Origin of the sequence: Spirillospora sp. CA-142024 (assembly GCF_050942325.1) — a bacterium.
Classification (GTDB): Bacteria; Actinomycetota; Actinomycetes; order Streptosporangiales; family Streptosporangiaceae; genus Spirillospora.
In genome coordinates this window covers 6,297,327-6,322,760 of sequence record NZ_CP192077.1, presented here as the reverse complement: position 1 = coordinate 6,322,760, position 25,434 = coordinate 6,297,327, and the positions used below count along the sequence as shown (strand labels likewise).

General features: G+C 72.1%; 21 protein-coding genes. 10 read left to right on the top strand and 11 right to left on the bottom strand.

The genetic code is table 11. The features are described 5' to 3' along the window. Positions 1–61 precede the first annotated feature (61 nt). From hemG to ACQPZP_RS29950, 3 genes are read left to right on the top strand one after another with little or no spacing between them, the layout of a single operon-like run. Entirely contained in the window at positions 62–1,534 is a 1,473-nt protein-coding gene (gene hemG, locus ACQPZP_RS29960) for a protoporphyrinogen oxidase (RefSeq protein ID WP_433473071.1), read from the top strand. Beyond that, on the top strand, positions 1,491–2,189 hold the full coding sequence (gene hemQ / locus ACQPZP_RS29955) for a hydrogen peroxide-dependent heme synthase (protein WP_433473070.1): 699 nt from the start codon (positions 1,491–1,493) through the stop codon (positions 2,187–2,189). Before hemG ends, hemQ begins: the two co-directional genes overlap by 44 nt. 56 nt (positions 2,190–2,245) lie before the next feature. Continuing rightward, the gene (locus ACQPZP_RS29950) at positions 2,246–2,824 is read left to right on the top strand and encodes a hypothetical protein (RefSeq protein ID WP_433473069.1); all 579 of its coding nucleotides are present in this window, start codon (positions 2,246–2,248) and stop codon (positions 2,822–2,824) included. Positions 2,825–2,927: 103 nt separating this feature from the next. Here ACQPZP_RS29950 and msrB read toward each other — a convergent pair whose 3' ends face one another. Further along, the gene (gene msrB / locus ACQPZP_RS29945) at positions 2,928–3,329 is read right to left on the bottom strand and encodes a peptide-methionine (R)-S-oxide reductase MsrB (RefSeq protein ID WP_433473068.1); all 402 of its coding nucleotides are present in this window, start codon (positions 3,327–3,329) and stop codon (positions 2,928–2,930) included. A 51-nt stretch (positions 3,330–3,380) separates the two neighbouring features. On the opposite strand from msrB, the gene ACQPZP_RS29940 reads away from it, so the two are divergent. Next, positions 3,381–4,463, top strand: a complete 1,083-nt coding sequence (locus ACQPZP_RS29940) for a DNA polymerase domain-containing protein (protein WP_433473067.1) — start codon at positions 3,381–3,383, stop codon at positions 4,461–4,463. A gap of 68 nt (positions 4,464–4,531) precedes the next feature. Next, complete coding sequence (locus ACQPZP_RS29935) at positions 4,532–5,302, top strand: MBL fold metallo-hydrolase (RefSeq protein WP_433473066.1); 771 nt, start codon at positions 4,532–4,534, stop codon at positions 5,300–5,302. Positions 5,303–5,349: 47 nt separating this feature from the next. On the opposite strand, the gene ACQPZP_RS29930 is transcribed toward ACQPZP_RS29935, so the two are convergent. Continuing rightward, positions 5,350–7,290 (bottom strand): Xaa-Pro dipeptidyl-peptidase, encoded by a 1,941-nt coding sequence (locus ACQPZP_RS29930; protein ID WP_433473065.1) that lies wholly within the window; start codon positions 7,288–7,290, stop codon positions 5,350–5,352. A 244-nt stretch (positions 7,291–7,534) separates the two neighbouring features. Between ACQPZP_RS29930 and ACQPZP_RS29925 the strand changes: the two genes are divergently transcribed. Beyond that, positions 7,535–7,726: a DUF4236 domain-containing protein gene (locus tag ACQPZP_RS29925; protein WP_433473064.1), complete on the top strand. Its 192-nt coding sequence runs from the start codon at positions 7,535–7,537 to the stop codon at positions 7,724–7,726. Here the strand turns inward: ACQPZP_RS29925 and leuA are convergent. Then, on the bottom strand, positions 7,723–9,450 hold the full coding sequence (gene leuA, locus ACQPZP_RS29920; RefSeq protein WP_433479696.1) for a 2-isopropylmalate synthase: 1,728 nt from the start codon (positions 9,448–9,450) through the stop codon (positions 7,723–7,725). The two genes, ACQPZP_RS29925 and leuA, sit on opposite strands and share 4 nt — an antisense overlap. A gap of 278 nt (positions 9,451–9,728) precedes the next feature. Between leuA and ACQPZP_RS29915 the strand changes: the two genes are divergently transcribed. Continuing rightward, the gene (locus tag ACQPZP_RS29915; RefSeq protein ID WP_433473063.1) at positions 9,729–10,424 is read left to right on the top strand and encodes a FadR/GntR family transcriptional regulator; all 696 of its coding nucleotides are present in this window, start codon (positions 9,729–9,731) and stop codon (positions 10,422–10,424) included. Here ACQPZP_RS29915 and ACQPZP_RS29910 read toward each other — a convergent pair. Beyond that, positions 10,407–12,812: a HelD family protein gene (locus tag ACQPZP_RS29910; RefSeq protein ID WP_433473062.1), complete on the bottom strand. Its 2,406-nt coding sequence runs from the start codon at positions 12,810–12,812 to the stop codon at positions 10,407–10,409. The genes ACQPZP_RS29915 and ACQPZP_RS29910 overlap by 18 nt on opposite strands. 218 nt (positions 12,813–13,030) lie before the next feature. Here ACQPZP_RS29910 and ACQPZP_RS29905 point away from each other — a divergent pair, with 218 nt between their 5' ends. Continuing rightward, positions 13,031–14,704, top strand: a complete 1,674-nt coding sequence (locus tag ACQPZP_RS29905; protein WP_433473061.1) for an alkaline phosphatase D family protein — start codon at positions 13,031–13,033, stop codon at positions 14,702–14,704. Between the two features lie 66 nt (positions 14,705–14,770). Here ACQPZP_RS29905 and ACQPZP_RS29900 read toward each other — a convergent pair whose 3' ends face one another. Next, positions 14,771–15,862 (bottom strand): ATP-dependent DNA ligase, encoded by a 1,092-nt coding sequence (locus ACQPZP_RS29900; protein ID WP_433473060.1) that lies wholly within the window; start codon positions 15,860–15,862, stop codon positions 14,771–14,773. A 73-nt stretch (positions 15,863–15,935) separates the two neighbouring features. Here ACQPZP_RS29900 and ACQPZP_RS29895 point away from each other — a divergent pair, with 73 nt between their 5' ends. Both ACQPZP_RS29895 and ACQPZP_RS29890 read left to right on the top strand, forming a co-directional pair. Next, positions 15,936–16,634: a dihydrofolate reductase family protein gene (locus ACQPZP_RS29895; RefSeq protein ID WP_433473059.1), complete on the top strand. Its 699-nt coding sequence runs from the start codon at positions 15,936–15,938 to the stop codon at positions 16,632–16,634. A 115-nt stretch (positions 16,635–16,749) separates the two neighbouring features. Continuing rightward, positions 16,750–17,151: a hypothetical protein gene (locus ACQPZP_RS29890; RefSeq protein ID WP_433473058.1), complete on the top strand. Its 402-nt coding sequence runs from the start codon at positions 16,750–16,752 to the stop codon at positions 17,149–17,151. 3 nt (positions 17,152–17,154) lie between these two features. Here ACQPZP_RS29890 and glgX read toward each other — a convergent pair whose 3' ends face one another. The 6 genes from glgX to ACQPZP_RS29860 all read right to left on the bottom strand — a co-directional run bounded on the left by glgX (position 17,155) and on the right by ACQPZP_RS29860 (position 25,422). After that, positions 17,155–19,248, bottom strand: coding sequence for a glycogen debranching protein GlgX (gene glgX / locus ACQPZP_RS29885; RefSeq protein WP_433473057.1), 2,094 nt, complete (start codon positions 19,246–19,248; stop codon positions 17,155–17,157). Positions 19,249–19,354: 106 nt separating this feature from the next. Then, a complete protein-coding gene (locus ACQPZP_RS29880; RefSeq protein ID WP_433473056.1) occupies positions 19,355–19,936 on the bottom strand; it encodes a GNAT family N-acetyltransferase in 582 nt (193 codons plus the stop codon). Positions 19,937–19,983: 47 nt separating this feature from the next. Then, positions 19,984–20,559 (bottom strand): DUF4262 domain-containing protein, encoded by a 576-nt coding sequence (locus ACQPZP_RS29875; RefSeq protein ID WP_433473055.1) that lies wholly within the window; start codon positions 20,557–20,559, stop codon positions 19,984–19,986. A 70-nt stretch (positions 20,560–20,629) separates the two neighbouring features. Further along, the gene (locus ACQPZP_RS29870) at positions 20,630–21,484 is read right to left on the bottom strand and encodes a hypothetical protein (RefSeq protein ID WP_433473054.1); all 855 of its coding nucleotides are present in this window, start codon (positions 21,482–21,484) and stop codon (positions 20,630–20,632) included. A gap of 28 nt (positions 21,485–21,512) precedes the next feature. Then, complete coding sequence (locus tag ACQPZP_RS29865) at positions 21,513–23,012, bottom strand: dihydrolipoyl dehydrogenase family protein (RefSeq protein ID WP_433473053.1); 1,500 nt, start codon at positions 23,010–23,012, stop codon at positions 21,513–21,515. 58 nt (positions 23,013–23,070) lie between these two features. Continuing rightward, positions 23,071–25,422, bottom strand: a complete 2,352-nt coding sequence (locus ACQPZP_RS29860; RefSeq protein ID WP_433473052.1) for a xyloglucanase — start codon at positions 25,420–25,422, stop codon at positions 23,071–23,073. Positions 25,423–25,434: the final 12 nt, after the last annotated feature.

The window sequence follows — 25,434 nt, the reverse complement described above, 5'->3', positions numbered from 1 at the left end:
CGGGGCGCTGTGCCCGCCGCCCCGGTGCGCGGTGCGGCGGGACGTCTGGGAGGCTGGGGCCATGACCACGTCCCATGCCGTTGTCGTCGGGGGCGGCATCGCGGGCCTCGCCGCCGCGCGCCTGCTCGCCCGGGGCGGCCTGCGGGTGACCGTCCTGGAGGGCTCCCCGGACATCGGCGGCAAGCTGCGGGTCGGCGACATCGCCGGCGTCCCGGTGGACGAGGGCGCCGAGTCGATGCTCGCCCGCCGCCCCGAGGGCCTGGACCTGGTGCGCGACCTCGGCCGTTCCGGCGACCTCGTGAACCCCGGCACCACATCCTCGGCGATCCTCAGCCGCGGCGCGCTCCGGCCGATCCCGTCCGGGCAGGTGATGGGCGTCCCGTCCGACCTGAAGGCGCTGGCCGCCTCGCAGGTGCTGTCGCCGGCCGGGCTGGCGCGCGTCCCGCTCGACCTGGTGCTGCCCGAGACGCCGCGCGGCGCGGACGTGTCCGTCGCCGACTTCATCGGCGCCCGCCTCGGCCGCGAGGTCGTCGACCGGCTCGTCGAGCCGCTGCTCGGCGGCGTCTACGCGGGACGCGCCGAGCTGCTGTCGTTCGACTCCACCCTCCCCGCCGTCGCCGCCGCGGCGCGCGCGCACCGGTCGCTGATCAGCGCCGTCCAGGGCATCAGGGACGCGGCGCCCAAGGACCCCGGCCCGGTGTTCGCCACGCTGCCGGACGGCCTCGGCACGCTCCCGCACCTGGTCGCCGCCGACCTCGCCGAGGCCGGCGGGACGGTCCGGACCGGCGCGATGGTCCGTGAGCTGCGCCGCCGCGCGGACGGCTGGCGGCTCACCATCGGCCCGGCCCGCGCCCCCGAGTACCTCGACGCCGACGCGGTGGTGATCGCGGTCCCGGCGGCCCCCGCTTCCCGGCTGCTGAAGCCGGACGTGCCCGCCGCCGCGCGGGAGCTGGCCGGCATCGAGTACGCCAGCATGGCGATCATCACGCTCGCCTACCGGGCCACCGCGTTCCCGCGGCCGCCGGAGGGCAGCGGCTACCTCGTCCCGGGCGTGGAGAGCGCCCCGGACAACGGCGGCCGAGGGGTCAAGGCCGTCACCTTCAGCTCGGTAAAATGGCCTCACCTGCGCGACCGTGACCCCGGTGTCATCGCGGTCCGCTGCTCCATCGGGCGGTTCGGCGAGGAGCACACGCTCCAGCGGGCCGACGAGGAGCTCACCGCGACCGCCATGGCCGAGCTCGGCGCGACGTGCGGCGTCACCGAGCTCCCGGTGGAGAGCCGGGTGACCCGGTGGGGCGGCGGCCTCCCGCAGTACAACGTGGGCCACGCCGACCGCGTGGCCAAGATCCGGGCCGCAGTCGCCGGTGAGCCGGGGCTGGCCGTCGCCGGCGCCGCCTACGACGGCCTCGGCGTCCCCGCGTGCATCGCCTCGGCGCGCGCGGCGGCGACCCGGGTGCTGGACCATCTGCGCAGTCGAGAAGGAGTGGATCATGACCGAGCCGGCGGGCAAGCCGAAGGCACGCGAACTCAATAACGTCATCTGCTACACCATGTGGTCGGTCTTCCGGGTCGCGAACCCGGGCACCGTCGGCGAGAAGGACGCGGCCGAGGTCCAGGACCTCCTCGACCAGGCGGCCCAGAAGGACGTCACCACGCGCGGTGCCTACGACGTCGCCGGCCTGCGCGCGGACGCCGACTTCATGTTCTGGTGGCACGCCCCCACGTCCGACGACCTCCAGGAGGTCTACACCCGGTTCCGCCGGACGGCGCTGGGCCGCGCGAGCGAGCCGGTGTGGTCGCAGATGGCGCTGCACCGTCCTGCCGAGTTCAACAAGAGCCACATTCCCGCGTTCCTCGCCGACGAGGAGCCGCGCGACTACGTCTGCGTGTACCCGTTCGTCCGGTCCTACGAGTGGTACCTGCTGCCGGACGAGGAGCGCCGCGCGATGCTCGCCGAGCACGGCATGATGGCGCGCGACTACCCCGACGTCCGGGCCAACACCGTGTCGGCCTTCGCGCTCGGCGACTACGAGTGGATGCTCGCGTTCGAGGCCGACGAACTGCACCGCATCGTCGACCTGATGCGCCACCTGCGCGGCGCGAAGGCGCGGTTGCACACCCGCCTCGAGATCCCGTTCTACACCGGCCGCCGCAAGCCGGTCGCCGAGCTCGTCGCCGGCCTCGCCTAGCGGCACATCGCCCGACCCGGCGGAGGACGGGGCGAATCAGCAGTAAGGTGCCGTCCGTGACCAAGTCTCCCGGCAGCCACTCCCGCGGACGGCACGCGAGGCCGCCGTCCGCATTCGCGATCCGCTGGAACCGCCTGATCGCGTCCGTGCGAGGGTCGCGGCGGCGCCGGCTGGCCGCCGCCGGCACGGCGGCCGCGGCTGTGGCGGCGGTCGCGACGGCCGGTGTGCTGGCGCTGCCCGGCGGCGCGGAGCCCGCGCCCCGCGCCGCCGCCGTCCGCAGCGCCGCCGCCTCCCCGTCGACGCACGAGAGCCTCGCGGCCGCGGGGGACCCCGACGAGATCACCGACGCGGTGCCGTACTTCGAGACCAAGGACCCGGACGGGAAGGTCGTCAAGCACGTCACCGACGTCCGCCGCAGCGGCAGCTTCGTCCGCGTCTACACGGACCTGGGCGAGGAGGACGAGAACTCCAAGCCCGCCCTCGACCTGTGCAAGTGGACGACCCAGTTCCTGGAGGACGGCGGCGACGACGAACCGCGCGTCTTCGTCCACGGCAAGAGCGACGACAACGGCAGCGTCGTCCTCGCGAACAAGCAGAGCGACAAGGACGACTGCGAGGTCCCCGAGACCCGCTAGCAGGCGCCGCCGCGATCACCTGGCCGAGCGGCGCCCGATGCGGGGGATCTCGCGGAGGACCCGCGTCCGGGCGTCCACCGGGGTCGCCTTGCCGGGCTCGGGGTCAGCCGGCGGGTTCGAGCGTGAGCGAGATCGAGTTGATGCAGTAGCGGTCGTCGGTCGGGGTGTCGTAACCCTCGCCGTGGAAGACGTGGCCGAGGTGCGAGTCGCAGGCGGCGCACCGCACCTCGGTGCGGACCATGCCGAGCGAGCCGTCCTCGATCAGGATGACGGCGTCGGACTCCGACGGCTCGAAGAACGACGGCCAGCCGCAGTGGCTCTCGAACTTGGCACCGGACCGGAACAGCTCCGTCCCGCAGGCGCGGCACCGGTACACGCCGACGGTCCTGGTGTCGGTGTACTCGCCGGTGAAGGGCTTCTCGGTGCCCGCTTCGCGCAGCACGTGGTACTCCTCGGGGCTGAGCCGCGCCCGCCACTCGTCCTCGCTCTTGCGGATCTTCTCCATACTCACGACGGTACCCGCCACCTTGTCGGACGAGTGGGTTAGCGTGCTGCCATGGCCTCGCCCTTCATCGAGATCCCGGTCGGGGATCGGCTCGTCAAGGTGACCAATCCCGACAAGGTCTACTTTCCGGAGCACGGCTACACCAAGCGGCAGCTGGTGGAGTACTACGTTGCCGTGGGAGAGGGGATCCTGCGCGCCACCCGCGACCGGCCGACGACCCTGGAACGCTGGCCGGCCGGCGTCTTCGAGGGCGCCAAGATGGCCACCCGCGAGGACTACGCCCGTGGCCAGGCCGGCATGGGCGCCGGCAAGTCCGACGCGTTCTACCAGAAGCGCATCCCGAAGGGCGCGCCCGACTGGGTGCAGACCGCCCGGATCGCCTTCCCCAGCGGACGTTCCGCCGACGAGGTCTGCCCGACCGAGGTCGCCGTGATCGCCTGGGCGGCGAACCTCGGCACGCTGACGTTCCACCCGTGGCCCGTCCGCAAGGGCGACGTCGATCATCCGGACGAGCTGCGGATCGACCTCGACCCGCAGCCCGGCACCGACTTCTCCGACGCCGTCAGGGTGGCTCTCGGCCCGGCCCGCGACCTGCTGTCGGAGCTGGGTTACACCGGTTACGTGAAGACGTCCGGCAAGGGCGGCGTGCACATCTACGTCCGCATCGAGCCCCGCTGGACGTTCACCGAGGTGCGCCGGGCCGCCCTCGCGTTCGGCCGCGAGGTGGAGCGCCGCGTCCCCGCCGAGGTCACCACGAAATGGTGGAAGGAGGAACGGGGGGAACAGATCTTCATCGACTTTAATCAAAACGCGCGCGACCGCACGATCGCCTCCGCGTACAGCGTCCGCCCGGCTCCGCACGCCCCCGTCTCCGCCCCGGTGACCTGGGACGAGCTGCCCGACGCCGACCCGCACGACTTCACCATCGCCACCATGCCCGACCGCTTCGCCAAGGTCGGCGATCTCCACGCGTCCATCGACGACGAGTCGTTCTCCCTTGAGGCGCTCCTCGAAATGGCCGACCGCGACGAGGCGGACCATGGCCTCGGCGACATGCCGTACCCCCCGAACTACCCGAAGATGCCCGGCGAGCCCAAACGCGTCCAGCCGAGCAAGGACACCGACAACCACTGATCACCGGGAATTTCCGGTGCCGCCCAGCGATTACGGCAAGACCACGTGATCGACCTGAAGGCGGCGCAATGCCCTCGTTGAACGTCCGGTATCTCGGCGGTCCGAGCGCGATCCTGGAGACCGGTGGCATGCGGCTCGTCGTCGACCCGACGTTCGACGCGCCCGGCGACTACCCGATCGGTTCCCGGAAGCTGACCAAAACCGCCGAACCCATCCTCGGCCCGGACGAGATCGGCCCGGTCGACGCGGTGCTCCTGTCCCACGACCAGCACCCGGACAACCTGGACACCGGCGGCCGCGCCTACCTGGCCGGGGTCCCGCTCACCCTGACGACGGAGGCCGGCGCCGGACGCCTCGGCGGCACCGCCCGTGCGCTGCCGAACTGGGAGCATGTCGACCTGCCCCGGCCGGACGGCGGGACGCTCCGGGTCACCGGTGTCCCGGCCCAGCACGGCCCGGACGGCACCGAGCACCTCACGGGCCCGGTCACCGGCTTCGTCCTGTCCGGCGAAGGGCTGCCCACCACCTATGTGAGCGGCGACAACGCGTCCCTGGCCGTGGTCCGTGCCGTCGCCGGGCGGTTCGCCCCGTTCGACGTGGCCGTCCTCTTCGCCGGCGGAGCCCAGACCCCGCTCCTGGGCGACGCCTACCTGACGCTGACCAGCGAGGACGCCGCCGAGGCGGCCACCATCCTGGGCGCCGCCCACATCGTCCCGCTGCACTTCGAAGGCTGGGCGCACTTCTCCCAGGGGCGCGACACGATCCCGCCCGCCTTCGACAAGGCCGCCCTCGCCGACCGCCTCCACCTGCTCGGGCCCGGCGAGAGCGTCGAGGTTTGAGACGTGCGTGAGGCCCGCCGCGCGGGGGCGGCGGGCCTCGGGGCGGGTCAGTAGAGCTTGCGCTCCTGGACGGGGAGGGTGACCTTGGACGGGCCGCGCCAGGTCTCGGCGGGCTGCGGCGGGGCGACCAGGGCGGTCACGCCCTCTTCGGCCGCGACGACCGGGATGCGGATGGAGCTGCCGCGCAGGTCCACCGTCACCTGGGCGCCGGTCGGCGTGTCGAAGTTGTAGTCGGCGTCCGTCCCGGCGAGGACGAGGGCCAGCCGGTGGCCCTTCTTGAGCAGGTACTCCTGGCTGAGCGTCCCCCAGCGGACGTCGTAGTAGCGGCCCGGCTCCAGCGGCGACGGGCGGCTCAGCGACCGGTCGTTCTGGGCGTCGAGCCAGCCGCGGGCGACCACGTTCACCGGTGAGGTGACCGTCGTGACCTGGGTCTGCTTGTAGCAGGCGTCGTCGGCGGGCGTGCTCTCACCGTGGCAGTCCTCGGTGGTCAGCGTCCGGATGCCGGAGCCGGGGCCGAGGTAGTTCACACGGGTGTCGTCGCCGTAGTCGACGAGCAGGGCGGTGAGGTCGGCCGTGGGCTCGTCCAGCTTGATCCGCAGGCGGGCGTCCGGGGTCCCGGACAGGCGGCCGGTCTTCGGCAGCGGGGCCGAGACGAACGCGGCCCGGTAGGGCTGGGAGGCCGTCGGGTCGGAGACCATCGCGTCCTCGGGGTAGCCCGCGCCCTGCGGGCCGGCGGCGTCGGCGAAGGTGGCGGTCGTGCCCCCGGCGGCCTGCTTCAGGCCCAGCGTGCCGTTCGCGCCGGGGCGGAGGGTGATGGTGCGCGCGCCCGGGGACGGCCAGTCCCGCTGGGTGATCCACTGGTCCGGGCCGACCTCGATGTCGGCGCGCGGCTGCTCCATGACGTCGTTGGGGACCTTCTGCAGCTCGTGGTCGAACCACTTGTGCAGGATCGCGACCCACGCGTCCCGCCGGGTGTCGAACGGGTCGACGTGGCCGCGCTGCGTCAGCCACACCTTGCGCTGCACGCCGCGCCGCGCGAGTGCGTTCCACCACTCGGCGAAGTTGTCGTCCTTGACGTTCAGGTCGTTGACGCCGTGGGCCGCGAAGATGCTCGCGCGGACGCGGGACGCGCGGGCGATCGTCCCGTCCCGGTAGTCGGCGGTCTTCCAGTACGCGTTGTAGTTGCCGGTCGCGTCGTCCTCGCCCCGGTCGAGCCCGGCGTTCACGGCGGCGCACTTCGCGGGCGGGTCGGTGTCGACGTAGTCGGCGAGCCAGGGCTGCTCGTCGTCGGTGTACTTCACGCCGTTCATCCGGCTGTAGTCGTACCAGCTGCTGATCGCCGAGATCGGGACGATCGTCTCCAGCCCCTCGACGCCGGTCGCGGCGACGCCGTTGGCGAGCGTCCCGTCGTACGACTTGCCGATCATGCCGGTGCGGCCGGTCGTCCAGGTCGCCTTCGCCGGGCTCCCGTCCGGCCGGTACGCCTTGGCGCGCCCGTTGAGCCAGTCCACCACGGCCTTGCCGCCGAGGACGTCCGTCGGCCCGCCGCTGACCGGGCAGCCGTCCGAGCGGGTCGTCCCCACCATGTCCACGGCGAGGAACGCGTACCCGCGCGGGACGAAGTAGTTGTCGTAGAACAGCGGGAACTTCACCGGGTTCCCGTTGGCGTCGTAGGTCTTGCGCTCGCTCTCGTTGCCGCGCCCGGCGTTGTCGTAGTACGGGCTCTCATCCATGATCACCGGCACCTTGAGGCCGTGGTCGGTCTCCTTGGGCCGGATGATGTCGACGTTGACGCGGTCCTTCTTGCCGTCTCCGTCGCTGTCCACGCCGGACTCGACGTAGACGTGCTCGCGGATCGCGTCCTTGTAGGAGAAGACGGGCTGGGTCACGCCGTCCTTCACCACGATCTTGGGGGACGGCTGGGCCAGCGCCGTCGCGCCGCCGCCCGCGCCGGTGAGCGCCGCGCCGGTCAGCACGGCCACCGTCATCGTCCGCCGGGTTCGTCTCAGGGGTCGCCTGGCCAACCCGCACCTCCGGGAATGAAAATGATCTCCGACGGGGCACAGGTTCCTCGCCCCGCAACGGCGGGTAAAGGGCGGCGCACGACGAACTCGGGCCGGTTTTGGTCACCTCCTGCCCTTGCGGGCAACGGTCGATCCGTATTCCGGTTCTCGGTCCGGCCGTGAAGGAGGGCGGGGATGCCCGGCCTCTTCGCCGGGCATCCCCGTCCCCATGGGTTGGAGCTATCGAAAATCAGTCCGGATGGGACCGTTCCGGATCAACTTCTCGAAGAAGGGCGTCGGCCACAGCGTCGGGACGCGCGGCGCCCGGTACAGCCACTCGGCGGACGGGCGCCGGGAGATGACCTTCCGCATCCCCGGGACCGGCCTGTCCTGGCGGCGCCCCCTGCGGCGGCGCCGCTAGACGGTCTTCGCGCGGTTCACCGCCGACAGGACGGCCTGGACCGAGGCGGTGAGCACCGACGTGTCGTGGCCGGCGCCCCAGGACGTGACGCCGTCAACGCGGCACTCGGCGTAGGCGGCGGCCCTGGCGTCGGGGCCGGCCTCGGTCGAGTGCTCGGCGTACTGCAGGACGTCCACCTTCATCCCGGCGGCCGCCAGGGCGTCGGTGAGGGCGTCCAGCGGACCGTTCCCCGAACCGGTGTACTCGCGCTCACTCCCGCCGACGCGGATGACGCCGGTGAAGTCGTGCCGCGCCGGACCTGTCTTCTGTGGGGGGCGACCCCCCACACCCCCCGGAAGAGCGCCGGTGTGCGACGTCCGCCACCCGGCGAGCCTCACCGGGCCGCCGTCGGACCGGTCCAGGTACTCGGCGCGGAACAGGTCCCAGAGCTCGGCCGCCGTGATCTCCTCGCCGCTGCCGTCCGTCGCCCGCTGGACGACCTGGGAGAACTCGATCTGCAGGCGGCGCGGGAGATCCAGGCCGTACTCCGTCTTCAGGAGATAGGAGATCCCGCCCTTCCCGGACTGGCTGTTGACGCGGATGACGGCCTCGTAGCCGCGGCCCACGTCGGCCGGGTCGATCGGCAGGTACGGGACGTCCCACGCCAGTTCCTCCGGAGACACGCCCCTCTCCTCGGCGCGCCGCGCGTGGAGGGCCATGCCCTTGCCGATGGCGTCCTGGTGCGTCCCGGAGAAGGCCGTGTACACCAGGTCGCCGCCGTACGGGTGCCGCTCGTGGACGGGCAGCCGGTTGCAGTACTCGACCGTCCGGCGGATCTCGTCGATGTCGGAGAAGTCGATCCGCGGGTCGACACCCTGGGCGTGCAGGTTCATCGCCAGCGTGACCAGGTCGACGTTGCCCGTCCGCTCGCCGTTGCCGAACAGGCAGCCCTCGACCCGCTGCGCGCCCGCCAGCAGCGCCAGCTCCGCGCAGGCCACGCCCGTCCCGCGGTCGTTGTGCGGGTGGACGGACAGGATGACCGCGTCGCGCCGGGCCAGGTTGCGGTGCATGTACTCGATCTGGTCGGCGTACACGTTCGGCGTGGCGATCTCGACCGTGACCGGCAGGTTCAGGATCACCGGACGGTCGGGGGAGGCGTCCCAGAGCGCGGTGACCGCGTCGCACACCTCCAGCGCGTAGTCGGGCTCGGTGACGTTGAACGTCTCGGGCGAGAACTCGAACCGCACGCCCGGCCCGGCGAGCCGGGCCACGTCCGCCGCCCCGTCGAGGATCAGCTTCCGCACTCCGTCCCGGCCGGCACCCAGCACGACGTCCCGCCATACCGGGCCCGTCGCCGTGTACAGGTGCACGACCGCCCGGGGCAGTCCCTCGATCGACGCGAAGGTCCGCTCGATCAGGTCCCTGCGGGCCGGTGTGAACACCACGGGCGTCACGTCGTCCGGCAGCCCCGCCTTCGCCAGGTGCCGGACGAAGTCGAAGTCGGTCCGGCTGGCGGACGGGTAGCCGACCTCGATCTCCTTGAACCCCATCGCGACGAAGAGGTCGAACATGCGGCGCTTGCGGGCGGTGTCCATCGGCTCGGCCAGGGCCTGGTTGCCGTCCCGCAGGTCGACGGGCACCCACAGCGGCGCGCTCTCGATGCGCCTGGACGGCCAGGTGCGCTCGATCACCGGCACGGGGGACGGCACGCGCTCGTGAACGGAGCGGTAGCGGTGGAACGGCATTGAGCTGCCGCGCTGCGGATTCCAGAAGGGCGCGCCCTCCGGAACCGGGCCGGACGGGGTGCGCAGAGTCGGGAAGTTCATTGGGGCTTGTCCTTTTGCGATCGCCGGACGACCGGCAGCACCGGACCCCGCGGCGGGGTGCCGGTCCGGATCAGGCCCCGCCGCGGCGACCGAGAAGAAGAACTCGCCACGACACGCGGCACACCCAATCACACATCAACTCCTCAGACAAGCTGAGGGGCGGCTAGCCTGGAGGCTCGTCGTCCTGGAGGAACCACATGCCCCTCGGCCGCCTTCGGCCCAGTCCGCTCGTCGAGCAGGCCGCGCAGCGTCTCCGCGACCAGATCGCCGGCGGTGCATGGCCGGTCGGGACGAAGCTCCCAGGGGAGACGACGCTGGCCAGAGAACTGGGCGTGGGCCGCTCCACCGTCCGCGAGGCGCTGCGCGCCCTGGCCGGCGCCGGCCTCGTCCAGGCCCGCCAGGGCGCCGGCGTCTTCGTCATCGCGACCGAGCCGGACGAGGACTGGCCCGCCCGGCTCCGCCGCGCCTCCGTCGCCGACGTCTACGAGATCCGCACCATGCTGGAGGTCCGCGCCGCCGAGCTCGCCGCCGAGCGCCGGACCGCCGCCGACCTCACCGCCCTCGACCGGGCGCTCGCCGCCCGCGACGAGGCGTTCGCGGGCCCGGCCGTCGAGGCGTTCATCGACGCCGACATCGCCCTGCACACCGCCGTCATCGCCGCCGCGCACAACCCGGTCCTCGCCGACCTCTTCGCCGGGTTCGTCCCGGTCCTGCGCGACGGCCTTCTCGACCTCGTCACCCTGGTGGACGTCCGCGAGTCCGACACCGCCCACGGCCGGGACGCCCACGCCGCCCTGGTGGAGGCGATCCGCGCCGGCGACCCCGCGGCCGCTGGCCGGATCATCGAGACCGAGCTCCACCTGACCCTGGCGGGCCTACTCCAGGGCCGCTAGGAGGGGCGGGAGGTCGTGGTCGTGGACGATCGTCAGACGGCGGGTCGCCCTGGTCAGCGCCACGTAGAGATCTTGACCGCCCTTCGGGGACTCGGTGAGGACGCCGGACGGGTCGACGACGATGACGGAGTCGAACTCCAGGCCCTTGGCCTCCTCCGCGGTGAGGACGACGGTGGGGGAGTCGAGCGCCTCCGGGGTGGCGCCCACGGCGGCGTCCGGGAGGGCGTCCAGGACGGCGGTGCGGCGGGCTCCGGAGGTGATGACGGCGAGGCGGCCCTCCTTGAACGCGCCGCCGATGTCGTCGTCGCCCGCGATGCGGGACAGCTCCGAGCCGACGAGCGACGGCAGTTCGGCCACCGGCAGCGCGATCGCGGCAGGGGGCGGGCCGTCGTCGCGGACGGGTTCGGGCGGGGTCTCGCCCGGGGCGACGGCGGCGAGGACGTCGGCGGCGACCCGCATGATGGCGGCCGGGGTGCGGTAGTTGACGAGGAGGCGCTGCTCGCGCCAGCGGCCCGGGACGTAGCGGTCGAGCATCTGGCCCCATGACGCGGCGCCCGCCGCGTTGCCGGTCTGGGCGATGTCGCCGACGACGGTGAGCGAGCGGGTGGGGACGCGGCGCATCACCGTGCGCCAGGCCATCTCGGAGAGTTCCTGCGCCTCGTCCACGATGACGTGGCCGTACGCCCATTCGCGGTCGGCCTTGGCGCGCTGGGCGGTGGTGAGGAACGGGCCGTCGGCGTTGTGGCGGTCGGCGAGGGCGCCGGCGGAGATCACGTCGGCCGCGGAAAGCAGGTTCGTGGTGCCGGCGGCCTCGATGACCTCCTGGGCGTAGCGCTCCTCCTCGGCGCGGGCGGCGTCGGCGGCGCGCTGCCGGGCCCTGTCGGCGGAGTCGTCCTTGCCCAGGTGCTCGGCGGCCTCGTCGAGGAGGGGGACGTCCGGGACCGTCCACGGGGACCGGGGCGGACGCTGCAGGAGCGTGCAGTCGGCAAGGCCCACCTGGGCGCCGAGGCGGGCGAGGGTCTCGGGGGAGTCGTAGAGGTCGCTGAGCAACCGCTGCGGTGTCAGTCTGGGCCAGAGCTCGTTCAGGGCCTGCCGGACGGCCGGGTCCTGCCAGAGGGCTTCCTTGGCCAGGCGGAGGTCCGTCTCGTCCAGGAGGGGTTCGTCTTCGGCCTCGTCGATGAGTTCCTGAATCCAGTCGGGGAGCCCGCCCGATTTGGCCATCTCCTCCAAGGGCTCGTCCATGATGCGCTCGTACTGCTCGGCCCGGTTGACGGCGAGGGCCTCCAGCATGTCGTGGACGAAGCGGCGCCGCTGAACGTTGTGGGGGAGGCGCAGGCCACGGGCACGGTCACGGATCTGCTCGCACTTTTCGGCGTCCACGACGAGAGTGAGGCCCTCCACGTCGAGATGGAGGCCGCCAGAAGGCACGCGCTGCCGGTCGTGAACGGCCGCTTGCACGAGGTCCGCCATGCGAAGGTCACCCTTGATGACGGCGACCGCGGGCGTTTCGGTGGCCGTCGCCTTGAGCCCCGGATACAGCTCGCCGACCGTGGCCAGGGCGACATCGGTCTCGCCCAGACCCGGAAGGACCTGCTCGATGTAGCGGAGGAACGTGGCGTTGGGGCCGACGACGAGCACCCCGCGGCGTTCGAGGACGTCCCGGTGCGTGTACAGGAGATACGCGGCCCGGTGCAGCGCGGCGACCGTCTTGCCGGTGCCGGGCCCGCCCTGGACGACCAGCACACCGTGCAGGCCCGAGCGGATCACCTGGTCCTGCTCCTCCTGGATGGTCGCGACCACGTCGCTCATCCGGCCCGTCCGGCGGCGGCGGAGGGTGGCGAGGAGGGCGGCCTCGCCCACGACGCCGCCGCGCTCCGACTCCTCCAGGCCCTCCAGGTCGAACACCTCGTCGTCCAGCCGGACGACCTCGCGGTGGCGCAGGTGCAGGTGGCGCCGGCGCGCGAGCGTGCCGGGGGCGCCCGGCGTCGCGGTGTAGAACGGGCGGGCCGCGGCGGCGCGCCAGTCGATCAGGACGGGTTCGTGCTCCGCGTCGCGGAGGCCGATCCGGCCGATGTAGAACGTGTCGCCGGGGCCGTCGGCGTCGGCGCGGTGATCGATCCGGCCGAAGCACAGGCCCTGCTCGACGCCGCCGAGCCGGGCGAGCCGCCGGGCGGCCTCGTCGGTGGCGACGGCGCTCTCCAGCCGCGCCTGGAACGCGGCCCCGCCGCCCGTCGCCGGGCCCTGGCGCAGCGCGGACTCGGCGCTCTCCCGCTCGGCGTCGAGCAGCGCGTACACGCGGGACACGTACTCCTGCTCGGTGCGCACGGCGGCCTGCCGCGATTTTTCTTCCCGTTCCGGGTTGACAGCGTCGGCTTGACGGAGTCCCATGCCTCGGCTACACTCCTATTCATAGGATGGAGCTATTTGTGCGCAAGTCGCGATCTGCAAGCTTACCATCCTTCCTCCCGCGCCGCATGATCTTCTAGCGCCGCCCAAAAGCTCGTCTTTGTTGTGGCGGGCGTCATCCGCGCGGTGCCCCGAGGTCACCGATCTTCGTGAGGCTGTCCGGCGATCGCTGCCGGACCCCTCCGAAAGGTCGCTCCTCCATGGCCGACTTCGCCCGCCCGCTGAACCGGCGCACCTTCCTGGTCACCAGCGGACTCGCCACCGCCGTCGCCATCGCCCCCGGAACCGCCGCCAACGCGGCCCTTCGCACCCGTGCCCTCCCCGGCGACCCGTTCACGCTCGGCGTCGCCTCCGGTGATCCCGGCCCGGACGGATTCGTCCTCTGGACCCGGCTGGCCCTCGACCCCCACGCCGAGGACGGCCTCGGCGGCATGCCGGCCCGCACGATCCCGGTGCGCTGGGAGGTCTCGTCCGACCCGCGCTTCCGCCGCGTCGAACGCCGCGGCACCGCCGCCGCCCGGCCCCAGTCCGCCCACTCCGTCCACGTCGAGCTGAACGGGCTGCGCCCGGGACGCGACTACTGGTACCGCTTCCGCGTCGACGACCACGTCTCCCCGGCCGGGCGGACCCGCACCGCCCCGCACCCCGCCACCTTCGGCCCCGCCCTCGCCATGGCCTTCGTGTCGTGCTCCCAGTTCGAGCACGGCTACTTCACCGCGTACCGGCGGCTCGCCGAGGAACACCCGGATCTGATCCTGCACCTGGGCGACTACCAGTACGAGTACAAGAAGGGCGTCTACACCATCCCGGGCGGCAACGTCCGCGACCACGAGGGCCCTGAGACCGTGACGCTCGCGAACTACCGGCTGCGGCACGCCCAGTACAAGTCGGACCGCGACCTGCAGGCCGCGCACGAGGCCGCTCCGTGGCTCGTCGTGTTCGACGACCACGAGGTCGAGAACAACTGGGCCGGCTACATCCCCGAGGAGGGCTCGGACACGCCCTCCTACGAGGAGTTCCGCGCCCGGCGCGCCGCCGCCTTCCAGGCGTACTACGAGAACATGCCGCTGCGCCGCCGGTCCATCCCGAAGGGACCCGACATCCAGGCCTACCGGCGCGTGCAGTGGGGCCGGCTCGCCAATTTCCACATGCTGGACACCCGCCAGTTCCGGGACGACCAGGGCTGCGGCGACGGCTACAAGGACTGCCCCGAGGCCACCGACCCGAAGCGCTCCATCACCGGCAACGAGCAGGAGAAATGGCTGCTCGACGGCTTCCGCCGCTCCACCGCCCGCTGGGACGTCCTCGGCCAGCAGGTGTTCTTCGCCCAGCGCGACAACACCGCCGGGCCCGTCAAGAAGACCTCCATGGACGCCTGGGACGGCTACGCCGCGTCCCGGGACCGGATCACCAAGGGGTGGCTGGACGCCAAGGTCCGCAACCCGGTCGTGCTCACCGGTGACGTGCACGCCCACTGGGCGAGCGACCTCAAGGCCGACTACGACGACCCGAACTCCAGGACCGTCGGCTCCGAGCTCGTGTGCACCTCCATCACCAGCACCGGCGACGGCACGGACTCCGACCCCGCCGCCCAGCCCTTCCTCAAGATCAACCCGCATCTGCGCTTCTACAACAACCAGCGCGGATACGTGCTGACGAAGATCGGCAAGGAGGAGATGAAGGCCGACTTCAAGACGCTCCCGACCGTCCGGACGCCCGGTGCCGCGATCTCCACCAAGGCGACGTTCGTCGTCGAGGACCGCGTCCCCGGCGTCCACCAGACCTACCTGCGCCCCTACGTGTCGCCGAAGCTGGCCGCCGAGTCGGAGCGGCAGCTGATCCAGCAGACCATCGACAACGAGACCCAGCCCTGACGTCGCGCGGCCGGGACGCGCCGCACGCGTCCCGGCCGCGGGGCCCACCGCCTGGCCGCCGGGTCCTCAGCGGTCGACGCGCGGATTCGTCGCCGGGCCGCTGAAAATGTCGTCCAGGTCGTAGGCCACCGGCACCTCCAGCTGCTCGTAGGTGCAGGAATCCGGTGTCCGGTCGGGGCGCCAGTTGCGGAAGCGGGCGGTGTGCCGGAACCGGTCGCCCTCCATGGCCTCGTACGCCACCTCGACGACCAGGTCGGGGCGCAGCGGCACCCAGCTGAGGTCCTTCTTGCCGGTCCACCGGGAGATGGCGCCCGGCATGCGGTCGACGGTCGCCTCCGTCTGGTTCGCCCATTCCGCCCACGGATGCTCGGAGAGATCCTCCAGCCGGTACGGCTGCAGCTCCTCGACCAGCTCGGCACGGCGCTTCATCGTGAACGAGGCCGCGACGCCGACGTGCTGGAGGTGCCCCTCGGCGTTGTAGAGGCCGAGAAGCAGCGATCCCACGATCGGGCCGGACTTGTGCCAGCGGAAGCCCGCCACCACGCAGTCGGCGGTCCGCTCGTGCTTGACCTTGAACAGCACCCGCTTGTCGGGCTGGTACGGGGTGTCCCGCGGCTTGGCGATGACGCCGTCCAGCCCGGCGCCCTCGAACTCGTCGAACCAGCGCAGCGCCAGGTCGTAGGAGTCGGACGCCGGCGTGACGTGGACCGGCGCCTTCACCCCGGACAGGGTCTCGGTGAGCCGCCGCCGCCGCTCGCCGAGCGGCACCTCCATCAGCGACTCGTCGCCGAGGGCGAGCAGGTCGAACGCCACGAACGAGGCCGGGGTCTGCTCCGACAGCAGTTTGATCCGCGACGCGGCGGGATGGATGCGCTGCTGCAGGGTGTCGAAGTCCAGGCGCGTCCCCTTCGGCAGCACGATCTCGCCGTCCACCACGCAGCGCGCGGGCAGTTCGCGCTTGACCGCCTCGACCAGCTCGGGGAAGTAGCGGGTGAGCGGCTTCTCGCCGCGGCTGGACAACTCCACCTCGTCGCCGTCGCGGAAGACGATGCAGCGGAAGCCGTCCCATTTCGGCTCGTACAGCAGGTCGCCCTTGGGCATGGTCTTGACCGCCTTGGCCAGCATCGGCGGCAGCGGCGGGCTGATCGGCAGATCCATCCCCCCATCTTGCGCCCCGGCACCGACAAAGGACATCACGGGCGGGGAAAGGGGGTTCGATAATGTGCAGGTCATGCGCCGCCTGCTGCCCGAGCCCGCCGCCGGCGTCGACCCGTACGACGCCTACGGCGACCAGCCCGGGCTCAGGCTGGGCATGGTCATGAGCGTGGACGGCTCGGTCACCGACGCCGAGGGCTGGACGGACGGCCTCGGCGGCGCCGCCGACTTCCGCGTCTTCCGCACCCTCCGGGCGTTGACCGACGCGATCCTCGTCGGCGCCGGAACCGTCCGCACGGGGCGCCTCGGCCCGGCCCGCCTCGGCGACGATCTGCGCGCGCGCCGCGGCAGGCCCCCGGCGCCCATCGTCGTCGTGAGCCGTTCCCTCGACCTCGACTGGACATTCCCGCTGTTCACCGGCGCCGAGACACCCACCATCGTGGTGACGTCACGGGACGTCCGGCAGAAGGTGCCGCCCCACATCCAGGTCGTCGCAGAAGGCGAAGGCGACGTCGATCTGAACGCCGCTGTCAGAACGCTCCGCGAGGACCTCGGGTACGAGCATCTTCTCTGCGAGGGCGGCCCGTCCCTGGCGACCGCGCTCATCAGGGCGTCCCTGGTGGACGAACTGTGCCTCAACATCGCCCCGGCACTCTCCGGCGGCCCGCGCCACACCCGCATCCTGGGCGACCTCGACGCCGAGGTGCCGCTCCACCCCACCGCCCTCTACCTGGATGAGGGCGTGCTTTTCGCCCGCTACCGGGCGCGGATCTGACCGTCCGAGTGACCGGCCGTACATCAATCTGTACGAATCCGTCATGCCGGGAGCGTTGGAGGGCGACACTATGCGACGGGGACGGGGATGAGAATTTCACGAAAGGAGCCGGGGGGTGGAGTTCGCCGCATTAGGGGCGTGGATTCTCGCCGCCTTAGCGGGCGGTTACCTGCTGATCATCTGGATGGTCAACGGGGGAACCTCGACGAAGGTGACACGGTTCCCGATCCTGGTCGTGGTGGGGCATCCCCTCGCGGCCGTCGCGGGCCTGGCCGTCTGGATCGCCTACCTGGACACCGGGGCCGCCGCGTACGCCTGGATCGCGTTCGCGGCCCTGCTGATCGTCATCCTGCAGGGCTTCCTGCTGTTCACCCGCTGGCTCGTCGGACGCGGCGGGCGGCACGCCCGGGGCGCGGAGCAGGCGTTCCCCGCCACGGCGGTCGCCGTCCACGGGACGGTCGCGGTCACCACCCTCGTCCTCGTGTTCCTGACCGCGATGGAGGTCACCCGCGCGTGACGGTCACGAGCCCCTCTTCAGGACGAGGAGGGCGCGGCCGGTGACCCGGACGACGTCGCGGGCCTTGACGCGGGGACGCTCGCCGACCGTGCCGGGCTCGGCGGTGTCGAGGGTGAACTCCCAGCGTTCGCCGTACTCGGCGCTCGGGAGCGTGAACTCGACCGGCTCGGACCCGGCGTTGATCAGCAGGAGGAACGAGTCGTCCCGGACGCGGCGGCCACGCGGGTCGGGCTCGGTGATGGCGTCGCCGTTGAGGAACACGCCGAGCGACTTGGCGAACCCGACGTTCCAGTCCTCGTCGGTCATGGTCTCGCCGGCCGGGGTGAGCCAGGCGATGTCGGCGGCGGCGCCGGTGCCCGTTCCGGTGAAGAAGCGGCGGCGGCGGAACACCGGGTGGTCGTGCCGCAGCCTGGACAGGATGCGGACGAACTCCATGTCGTCCGAGTCCTCCCAGCGGACCCAGGCGATCTCGTTGTCCTGGCAGTAGGCGTTGTTGTTGCCCTGCTGCGTGCGGCCCAGCTCGTCCCCGTGGGAGAGCATCGGCACGCCCTGCGAGAGGAACAGCGTGGCGAGGAAGTTGCGGCGCTGCCGGGCGCGCGGCTCCAGGACGGCGGGGTCGCGGGTGGGGCCTTCCACTCCGCAGTTCCAGGACCGGTTGTCGTCCGTCCCGTCCCGGTTGTTCTCGCCGTTGGCCTCGTTGTGCTTGTGGTGGTAGGAGACGAGGTCGGTCAGCGTGAACCCGTCGTGGCAGGTGACGAAGTTGATGGACGCGAACGGGCGCCGCGCGCTGTGCTCGTACAGGTCGGACGAGCCGGTCAGCCGGGACGCGAACTCCGGCATGGTCGCGTACGAGCCGCGCCAGAAGTCGCGGACGGTGTCGCGGTACTTGCCGTTCCACTCCGTCCACAGCGGCGGGAAGTTGCCGACCTGGTAGCCGCCCTCGCCCACGTCCCACGGCTCGGCGATGAGCTTCACCTGGGAGACGACCGGGTCCTGCTGGACGAGGTCGAAGAACGCGGCCAGCCGGTCGACGTCGTGCAGCTCACGGGCGAGCGCCGAGGCGAGGTCGAAGCGGAACCCGTCGACGTGCATCTCCAGGATCCAGTAGCGCAGCGAGTCCATGATGAGCTGCAGCGCGTGCGGGTTCCGGACGTTCAGCGAGTTGCCGCAGCCGGTGTAGTCGAGGTGGTAGCGCTTGTCGTCGTCCCTCAGCCGGTAGTACGAGGCGTTGTCGATGCCGCGGAACGACAGCGTCGGCCCGAGGTGGTCGCCTTCCGCGGTGTGGTTGTAGACGACGTCCAGGATGACCTCGATGCCCGCTTCGTGCAGCGCGCGGACCATCGCCTTGAACTCCAGCACCTGCTCGCCGTACTGCCCGGACGAGCTGTAGGCGTTGTGCGGCGCGAAGAACCCGATCGTGTTGTAGCCCCAGTAGTTGTCGAGACCCCGCGCCACCAGCGCATGCTCGGGGACCGACTGGTGCACCGGCATCAGCTCGACGGCCGTCACGCCGAGGTCCAGCAGATGGTCGATCATGACCGGATGGGCGAGTCCCGCGTACGTCCCGCGCTGCTCCTCCGGGATGCCGGGGTGCAGCTTCGTCAGGCCCTTGACGTGCGCCTCGTAGATGACGCTCTCGTGGTAGGGGACGCGCGGCGGCCGGTCGTCCGCCCAGTCGAAGAACGGATTCACCACGACGTTCTTCGGCATGTAGGGGGCGCTGTCGTCCTCGTTCAGGGCGTCGGGGTCGGCGAACCGGTAGGAGAACAGCGACTCGTGCCAGCGGACCTCGCCCTCCACCGCCTTCCCGTAGGGGTCGAGCAGCAGCTTGGACGGGTTGCAGCGGTGCCCCTCGCGCGGGTCGAACGGCCCGTGCACCCGGTAGCCGTACCGCTGGCCGGGGCCGACGCCGGGCAGGTAGCCGTGCCAGACGAACCCGTCCACCTCGGGCAGCTCGCGCCGCGTCTCGCGCCCGCGGTCGTCGAACAGGCACAGCTCGACCCGCCGGGCGACCTCCGAGAACAGCGCGAAGTTCGTGCCCGTGCCGTCCCAGGTGGCGCCCAGCGGATAGGGATCCCCGGGCCAAACCTCCCGCATGCTCTCCACCCCTCGGCCGCTACGTTCCTGGCCCGTCGATTGTGGCCTACCCACCGTCCTCCAGCCCCCACCCCCCACCCCTCACCCACCGTTCCGGATCAGGGTGTCACGGTGGGGTGGCGTGGGGGAGGCGCCAGACGGTCTCGTCGTCGCGGGTCTCGGCGGTGCGGCGCAGGCCGATCCTGGACGCGACGGTCTCGGACGCGCGGTTGTCCGGGTGCACGGTCGCGACGACGTCCCCGATCCCGTGCCCGAGGAGCCAGTCCAGCAGCGCGCGGGCGGCCTCGGTGGCGAAACCGAACCCCTGGTAGGGCATGCCGATCACCCAGGCTACCGACGCGACGTGCCGCGGCGGGCCCGGCGTGACCGTCGACCCGGCGGACGCGGGCGTCACCGTGAACCCCGGCGCCGCGGGCGTGACCGTCGCCTGGACGTAGCCGACGGCCTGCCCGTCCCGGACCCGGCGGACGATCCAGTTCAGCCAGTACTCCTGGTGGAAGGGGGCCGGGCCCGCGACGAGATGCGCGTAGCGGGCGCGGAGCTCGTCCCGCGAGAGGGGCTCGCCGCCGATGTAGCGGTGCAGGCGCGTGTCGTCCAGGACGGGGGCCATCTCGTCCGCGTGATGGACCGCCAGCGGCTCCAGGACGAGCCGCTGGGTGCGGATGGTCTCGGCGATCGGCCCGTACACCCGCCGATCGTACGCCCTGGCGGCCCACGCCCCAGCGAAGTCGCAGGTCAGAGGCGCCATTCGGCGCGTTTGTCGGAGAGCCTTCTGGTCCAGGCGCCCTCCGGGTGCTGTTTCGGGTCGAGCCACAGCCACGGCTGGGAGTGCCGGAACGGCAGTTCGGTGCCCGGCTGCCAGGGGAACAGGCCCTGCGGGTTCGGCCAGACGACCTGGAGGACCGGCAGCGGGGGGCGCCGGTAGAACGCGACCGCGCCGCCGAACATCCCGTCGTACCAGTGCGGGTCGACGTCCCGGAAGGCCGCCTGCTGCCCCCGGACGACGCCGTCGCGGCGCTCGCCGTCCGCCGGGCCGCGTCCCTCGGCGGTCTCCCGGCCGAGCCTGTTGAGGATCTCCTCCGTCTCGTACACGTCCCCGCCGAACATCGCCAGCTCGGGCGCCCGGTGGCTGTGCCAGAGCCCCACCGTGTACGCCCATCCGGGCCCTTCGTCGTCCGGGTGGACGAGGACGACGCTCCATCCGTACTGCGTGATGTGCACGATCGTGCGGAGCTGGAAGTTGTCCAGGCTGCCGCGGTCGCCGTAGTCACGGCAGATCACGCACGTGCACGAGGGACGATCGCCGGACATGACCCTCAGTTTACGATCAATCGACCCTGGGCGAGTGCGCCGTCCGGGTCCGCGAGATCGGGGCGCGCGGTCACCAGAAGACGCCGGTGTCCCGCGGCCGCGTCTCGGGCCCGTACCGGTCGGCCGGGCCGGCGAGCCGCCGGACGGCAACCGTGACGAGCAGCATCGCGGCAGGGAGGCCGAGCGGGACGGCCGTCAGCGGGGCGACGGACGCCACGTCCAGCGCCGTCCCGCCGAGCAGTCCCGCGACGCCGAGGTCGGCGCCGGGCCGTCCCGCCGAGAGCGGCACCGCGAGGATCGCGGCGCAGACGGCGAGCGCGGCCGCCGGGAGCGCGAGGACGCGGCGCCGGACGAAGAAGCCCAGCGCGACGCCGAGCGCCCCGAGCACCGGCAGCGCCATGACGGCGAACCAGCGTCCCGGCTCCGGCTTCATCTCGATGTCCACGACCGGAGCCGGGTCGCCCTTGCGCAGGTGCCACAGTCGATGTCCGGGCGAATCCGGGCGCACCGTGGCCGAAACCGGCGGCAGCCGCAGTTTCATGGCCGTGTCGTGAAACCCCCGTGCGGTGAGTTCGCGCAACGCGCCGGAGGCGTCGATCCGCATGACCGGCCGGCGGCCCGTCCGGTAGGCGCGGGCGATCTCGGCCCGGGCGAACGGTACACCGCGCCCTTTCCGCGTGCCGACGCGGACGTTTCCGGCGCCGGGGAACAGCTCCCGGCCGATCCGGGCGGCGAGCGCGCGCACCTCGGCGTCCGAGCGGAGCCGCCCCGCCGCGTACAGGTCGACGCGGGCGTCCCCGTCGTCGAGGACGGCGACATCGACCCGGGCGCGCTGCTCCCGGACCGGCGTCCCGCCGCCGCACCCGGCGAGCACGCCGAGCGCGATCAGCGTGATCACGATCGCGGCCAGCCGCCGAGAACGCATTCCGGCCTCGCTTCGTCGGTCCGAGCGGCTACCGGCCGGCGTGCCGTTGCGTGCGCAGCGTCTCCAGCAGGCGGAGCCAGATCTCGCTGGCGGTGGGATAGCTGGGCACGACGTGCCACAGGGTGGACAGCGGAACGCGTCCCACGATGGCCACGGTCGCCGAGTGCACGAGCTCGGCGATCCCGGCGCCGGCGAACGTGGCGCCGACGAGGACGTCGGCGGCCCGGTCGACGACGAGCTTCGCGCGGCCGCGGTAGTCGGCGCGCATGACATAGGTCCCGGCGAGCGCGCCGAGGTCGTACTCGACCACCTCGACGTCGAGGCCCGCCTCCCGCGCCTGCCGTTCGGTGACGCCGGCACTGCCGACCTCAGGGCTGGTGAACACGACCTGCGGCGCCCCGACGTGCCCGGCCGCGGCGGACGGCAGGTCGGCCGACCCGGCGGCCCGTGCCGCGATGACCTCGCCGGCGATGCGGGCCTGGTACTTGCCCATGTGCGTGAGGAGCGCGCGGCCGCACACGTCGCCGATGGCGTACAGCCAGGTGCCGTCCGCGCCCCGCACGCCCTGCTGGTCGTCGACGTCGATGTACCCGCCGGGGGACAGGCCGACGGTCTCCAGCCCGATGTCGCCGGTGTTCGGGGTGCGGCCGGTCGCCACGACGACCTCGTCGGCGACGACTGCGGTGCCGTCGTCGAGGGTCACGCTCACCTCTCCGCCGTGCACGCGGCCCTCGCCCGTGTCACGGATGTCGGACCGCTTCACCTGGGACATGGTGCGTCCGAGGCGCAGCCGCACACCCGACTCCCGCAGCTCCTCGGCGACGAGGTCGCCCGCGAACGGCTCGTTGCGGGCCAGCAGCCGTTCGCCGCGATGGACGAGCGTCACCTCGGCTCCCAGCCCGCGCAGCCAGGTGGCCGCCTCGCAGGCGACCACCCCGCCGCCCAGGACGGCCACGCGGCGCGGCACCTCGTGCATCGTGGTCACGTCGCGCGAGGTCCAGGGCAGCGCGGCGCGCAGACCCGGGACGTCCGGTACGGCCGGGCAGGAACCGGTGTCGATGACGACGGCGTGCCGTGCGGTGAGCGTCCTGACCGAACCGTCCGGACGGCTCACCGCGATCGTGCGCTCGCCGGCCAGCCGCCCGTAGCCGCGGACCACGTCGATCCCGGTGTCCAGCGCCCACGCGACCTGGGAGGCGTCGTCCAGTCCGTTGATCACGACGTCGCGCCGGGCGAGGACGCCGGCGGGATCCAGTTGCGCGGACACACCGGGTAGATGGCCCGCCGCGTCCACCACCTCCACGGGCCGGAGGAGCGCCTTACTGGGCATGCACGCCCAGTAGGAGCACTCCCCGCCGAGGAGCCGGTCCTCCACGAGCACCGAGGACAGGCCGGAGAACTGGCTCGCGTACTGGGCGGCGTTCTCGCCCGCGGCGGCTCCGCCGAGGACGATGACATCCCACTCCGACCGATCCGGGTCCACTGCCGCCGTCATGAGGTCCTCCCGGTCGTCCTTCGCCACTGGCACGCGAGGACAGCCTATTGGCCCGGCGGGCCCAGGGGAGTGGACCCGCCGGGCGGCGGCGTCAGCCGGAGGTGTCGCCGTAGACGATCCCGCGGCCGTTGGTGCCGAGGTAGACGCGGCCGTAGACGCGGGGGTCGCCGGTCAGGGCCTCGCCCATGTTGCCGTACTGGTGCTGGTCGTCGTTGACGCGGACCCACGTCTGGCCGGTGTCGTCGGAGCGGAACACGCCCGTGACGCCACCGATCGTGGCGACCGTGTAGATCGCCTGGTACGACCGGCCTGGCGCTGCCTTGCCGAAGCCGACGTTCACCGCCTTGGCGACCGACGGCAGCTTGGTGAACGTGGCGCCCGAGTCCGTGGAATGGAAGAGGCCGGTGTCGCCCGCCAGCCAGATGTCCCCCTCGTGTCCAGGTACCGCCTTGAGTTGAGCCGAGCGAAGCTCGTCGTTTGAATGGCGGTGGGTGGGGGCTGGAGGACGGTGTTCGGAGGCGGGGAGGCCGGAGGCGGCGCCGGTGAAGGTCTGGCCGCCGTCGGTGCTGACGTACAGGCGGCCGTTGGAGAACGCGTAGAACTTACGGGGATTCACGCGGTCCGACTCGATCCGGGCGTTCGCCGGCACGCCCGAGGACTGCGCCCAGCTGTTGCCGAAACCGGTCGAATACACCACGGGCTGCCCGCCGTCACCGGGCGCCCACACGAACCGCGCGCCGTCCGCGGACGCCGCGATGGTTCCTCCGTTGTTGACGCCACCGGGCTCGGTCCCCTGGAACCAGTTGGCGCCGCCGTCGGTGGAGAACGCGACATGGCTGTCGTTCGGGCGGTCGGAGTCGGTGAAGTCGCCCGCGCGCACCATCACCGACGGATTGTTCTCGGCGTAGTCCAGGCTGGTGGTGCTGGTGAAGCCCGGCCGCACGAACATCATGGCGGGCACGGCGTTCAGGTCGTCGTGCCGGAAGCCGCCGATGTCGCCGAGGCCGCTGACCAGTGGTGCTCCGGAGGGCGGGCTGACGAGGTCGAGGACGGCCGTCTCTTCGAGCCCGGTCACCATGGGCTTGATCGTGAACTGCCCGCCGCCGTCCCACTGGGTGAGGTTCTCGGTTCCGTAGATCGTGGCGCCCGTCCCGTACATCATGCGGTCGGAGCTGAACGGGTCGATCTCGACGGACTCGGTCATCCAGCCGAGCTTGGGGGTGGCTTCGGGCGGGGCCGGGTTCTGGCCGAAGGTCAGCCAGGGGACGGCCGAGACGTCCAGCTTGTAGCGGAGGCTGCGGTTCGGGTAGCTCGTCCAGTCCCAGACCCGGGTCCAGGTCTGGCCCGCGTCGATGCTGCGGAAGAAGATGACGTCCGGCCACCAGGAGATCTGCGTGGCGACCATGAGCGTGTTCGGGTGCTGCCGGTCGATGGTCAGGCCGCTGTAGCCGTAGTACGCGTCGGAGCTCGTGGACGGCACCGGACTGACGCGCGTCCAGGTGGACGCCCGGGTGTCGTACTTCCACACGTCTCCCTTGGCGCCGTTGTACGGGCCGGCGGTGTCGCTCGTGGCGATGTAGAGCGCGTGGCCGGCGGCGTCCAGCACGCCCTTGTGCGCGATGTAGCCGGTCGGCTGCCCCGGCACGCGTTGCCAGGAGGCGCCGGCGTCGGTGCTGCGGTAGACGGTGTTGTCCTTGTCGGCCACGCCCGCGTAGATGGTGCGCGTGGGCGTCCCGGACGTCGCGGTGCCCTCGTCGAACGTCACCCACACGACGCCCGGCCGGTGACTGCCGTAGCCGCTGGAGTCGGACGGGTCGTCGGAGTGGTTCCCGGGATTGGGGAAGGCGGAGACCTTCGACCAGGTCGCTCCCCGGTCGGTGCTTCGCCACAGGCCGTTGCCCTCGGGGGCGCCGAAGTACAGGACGCGGTCGTCGCCGGGGTCGACGGCCAGCCGCTCGCCCATGCCGCGCCCGGGCATGTTCCCGCCGAGCTTGAACGGCAGCTGCGTGACCTGCCAGGTCCGTCCCCGGTCGGCGGACCGCAGGATCGCCCCGTTGTTCGGGTCCCAGGAGTTGGTGTACATCCCGGCGGCGGCGTACACCCGGTCGGCGTCCACCGGGTCGGCGGCGAGGCTGATCACGCCGTTGCAGCCCCACTTGTCCCAGCCCACCCAGTCCAGGAGCGGGGTCCAGCGCCGGGCGGCCTGGTCCCACCGGTAGGCGCCGCCGATGTCGGTGCGGGCGTAGATCAGGTTGCGCTCCTTGCGGCTGAACACGATCCCCGGGACGAAACCGCCGCCCGCGATCTGCACGTTCCGCCAGCTGTAGGCCGCCGCGCGGGGGGCCGCGGGCGCGGCCGCCGAAGCGGGCGCGGTGAAGGACGTGACGGCCAGCGTCAGCGCGGTCACGGCGGTCGCCATGAGGCGGGGGCGGTGTCTTCGCATCGGAGCCTCCTC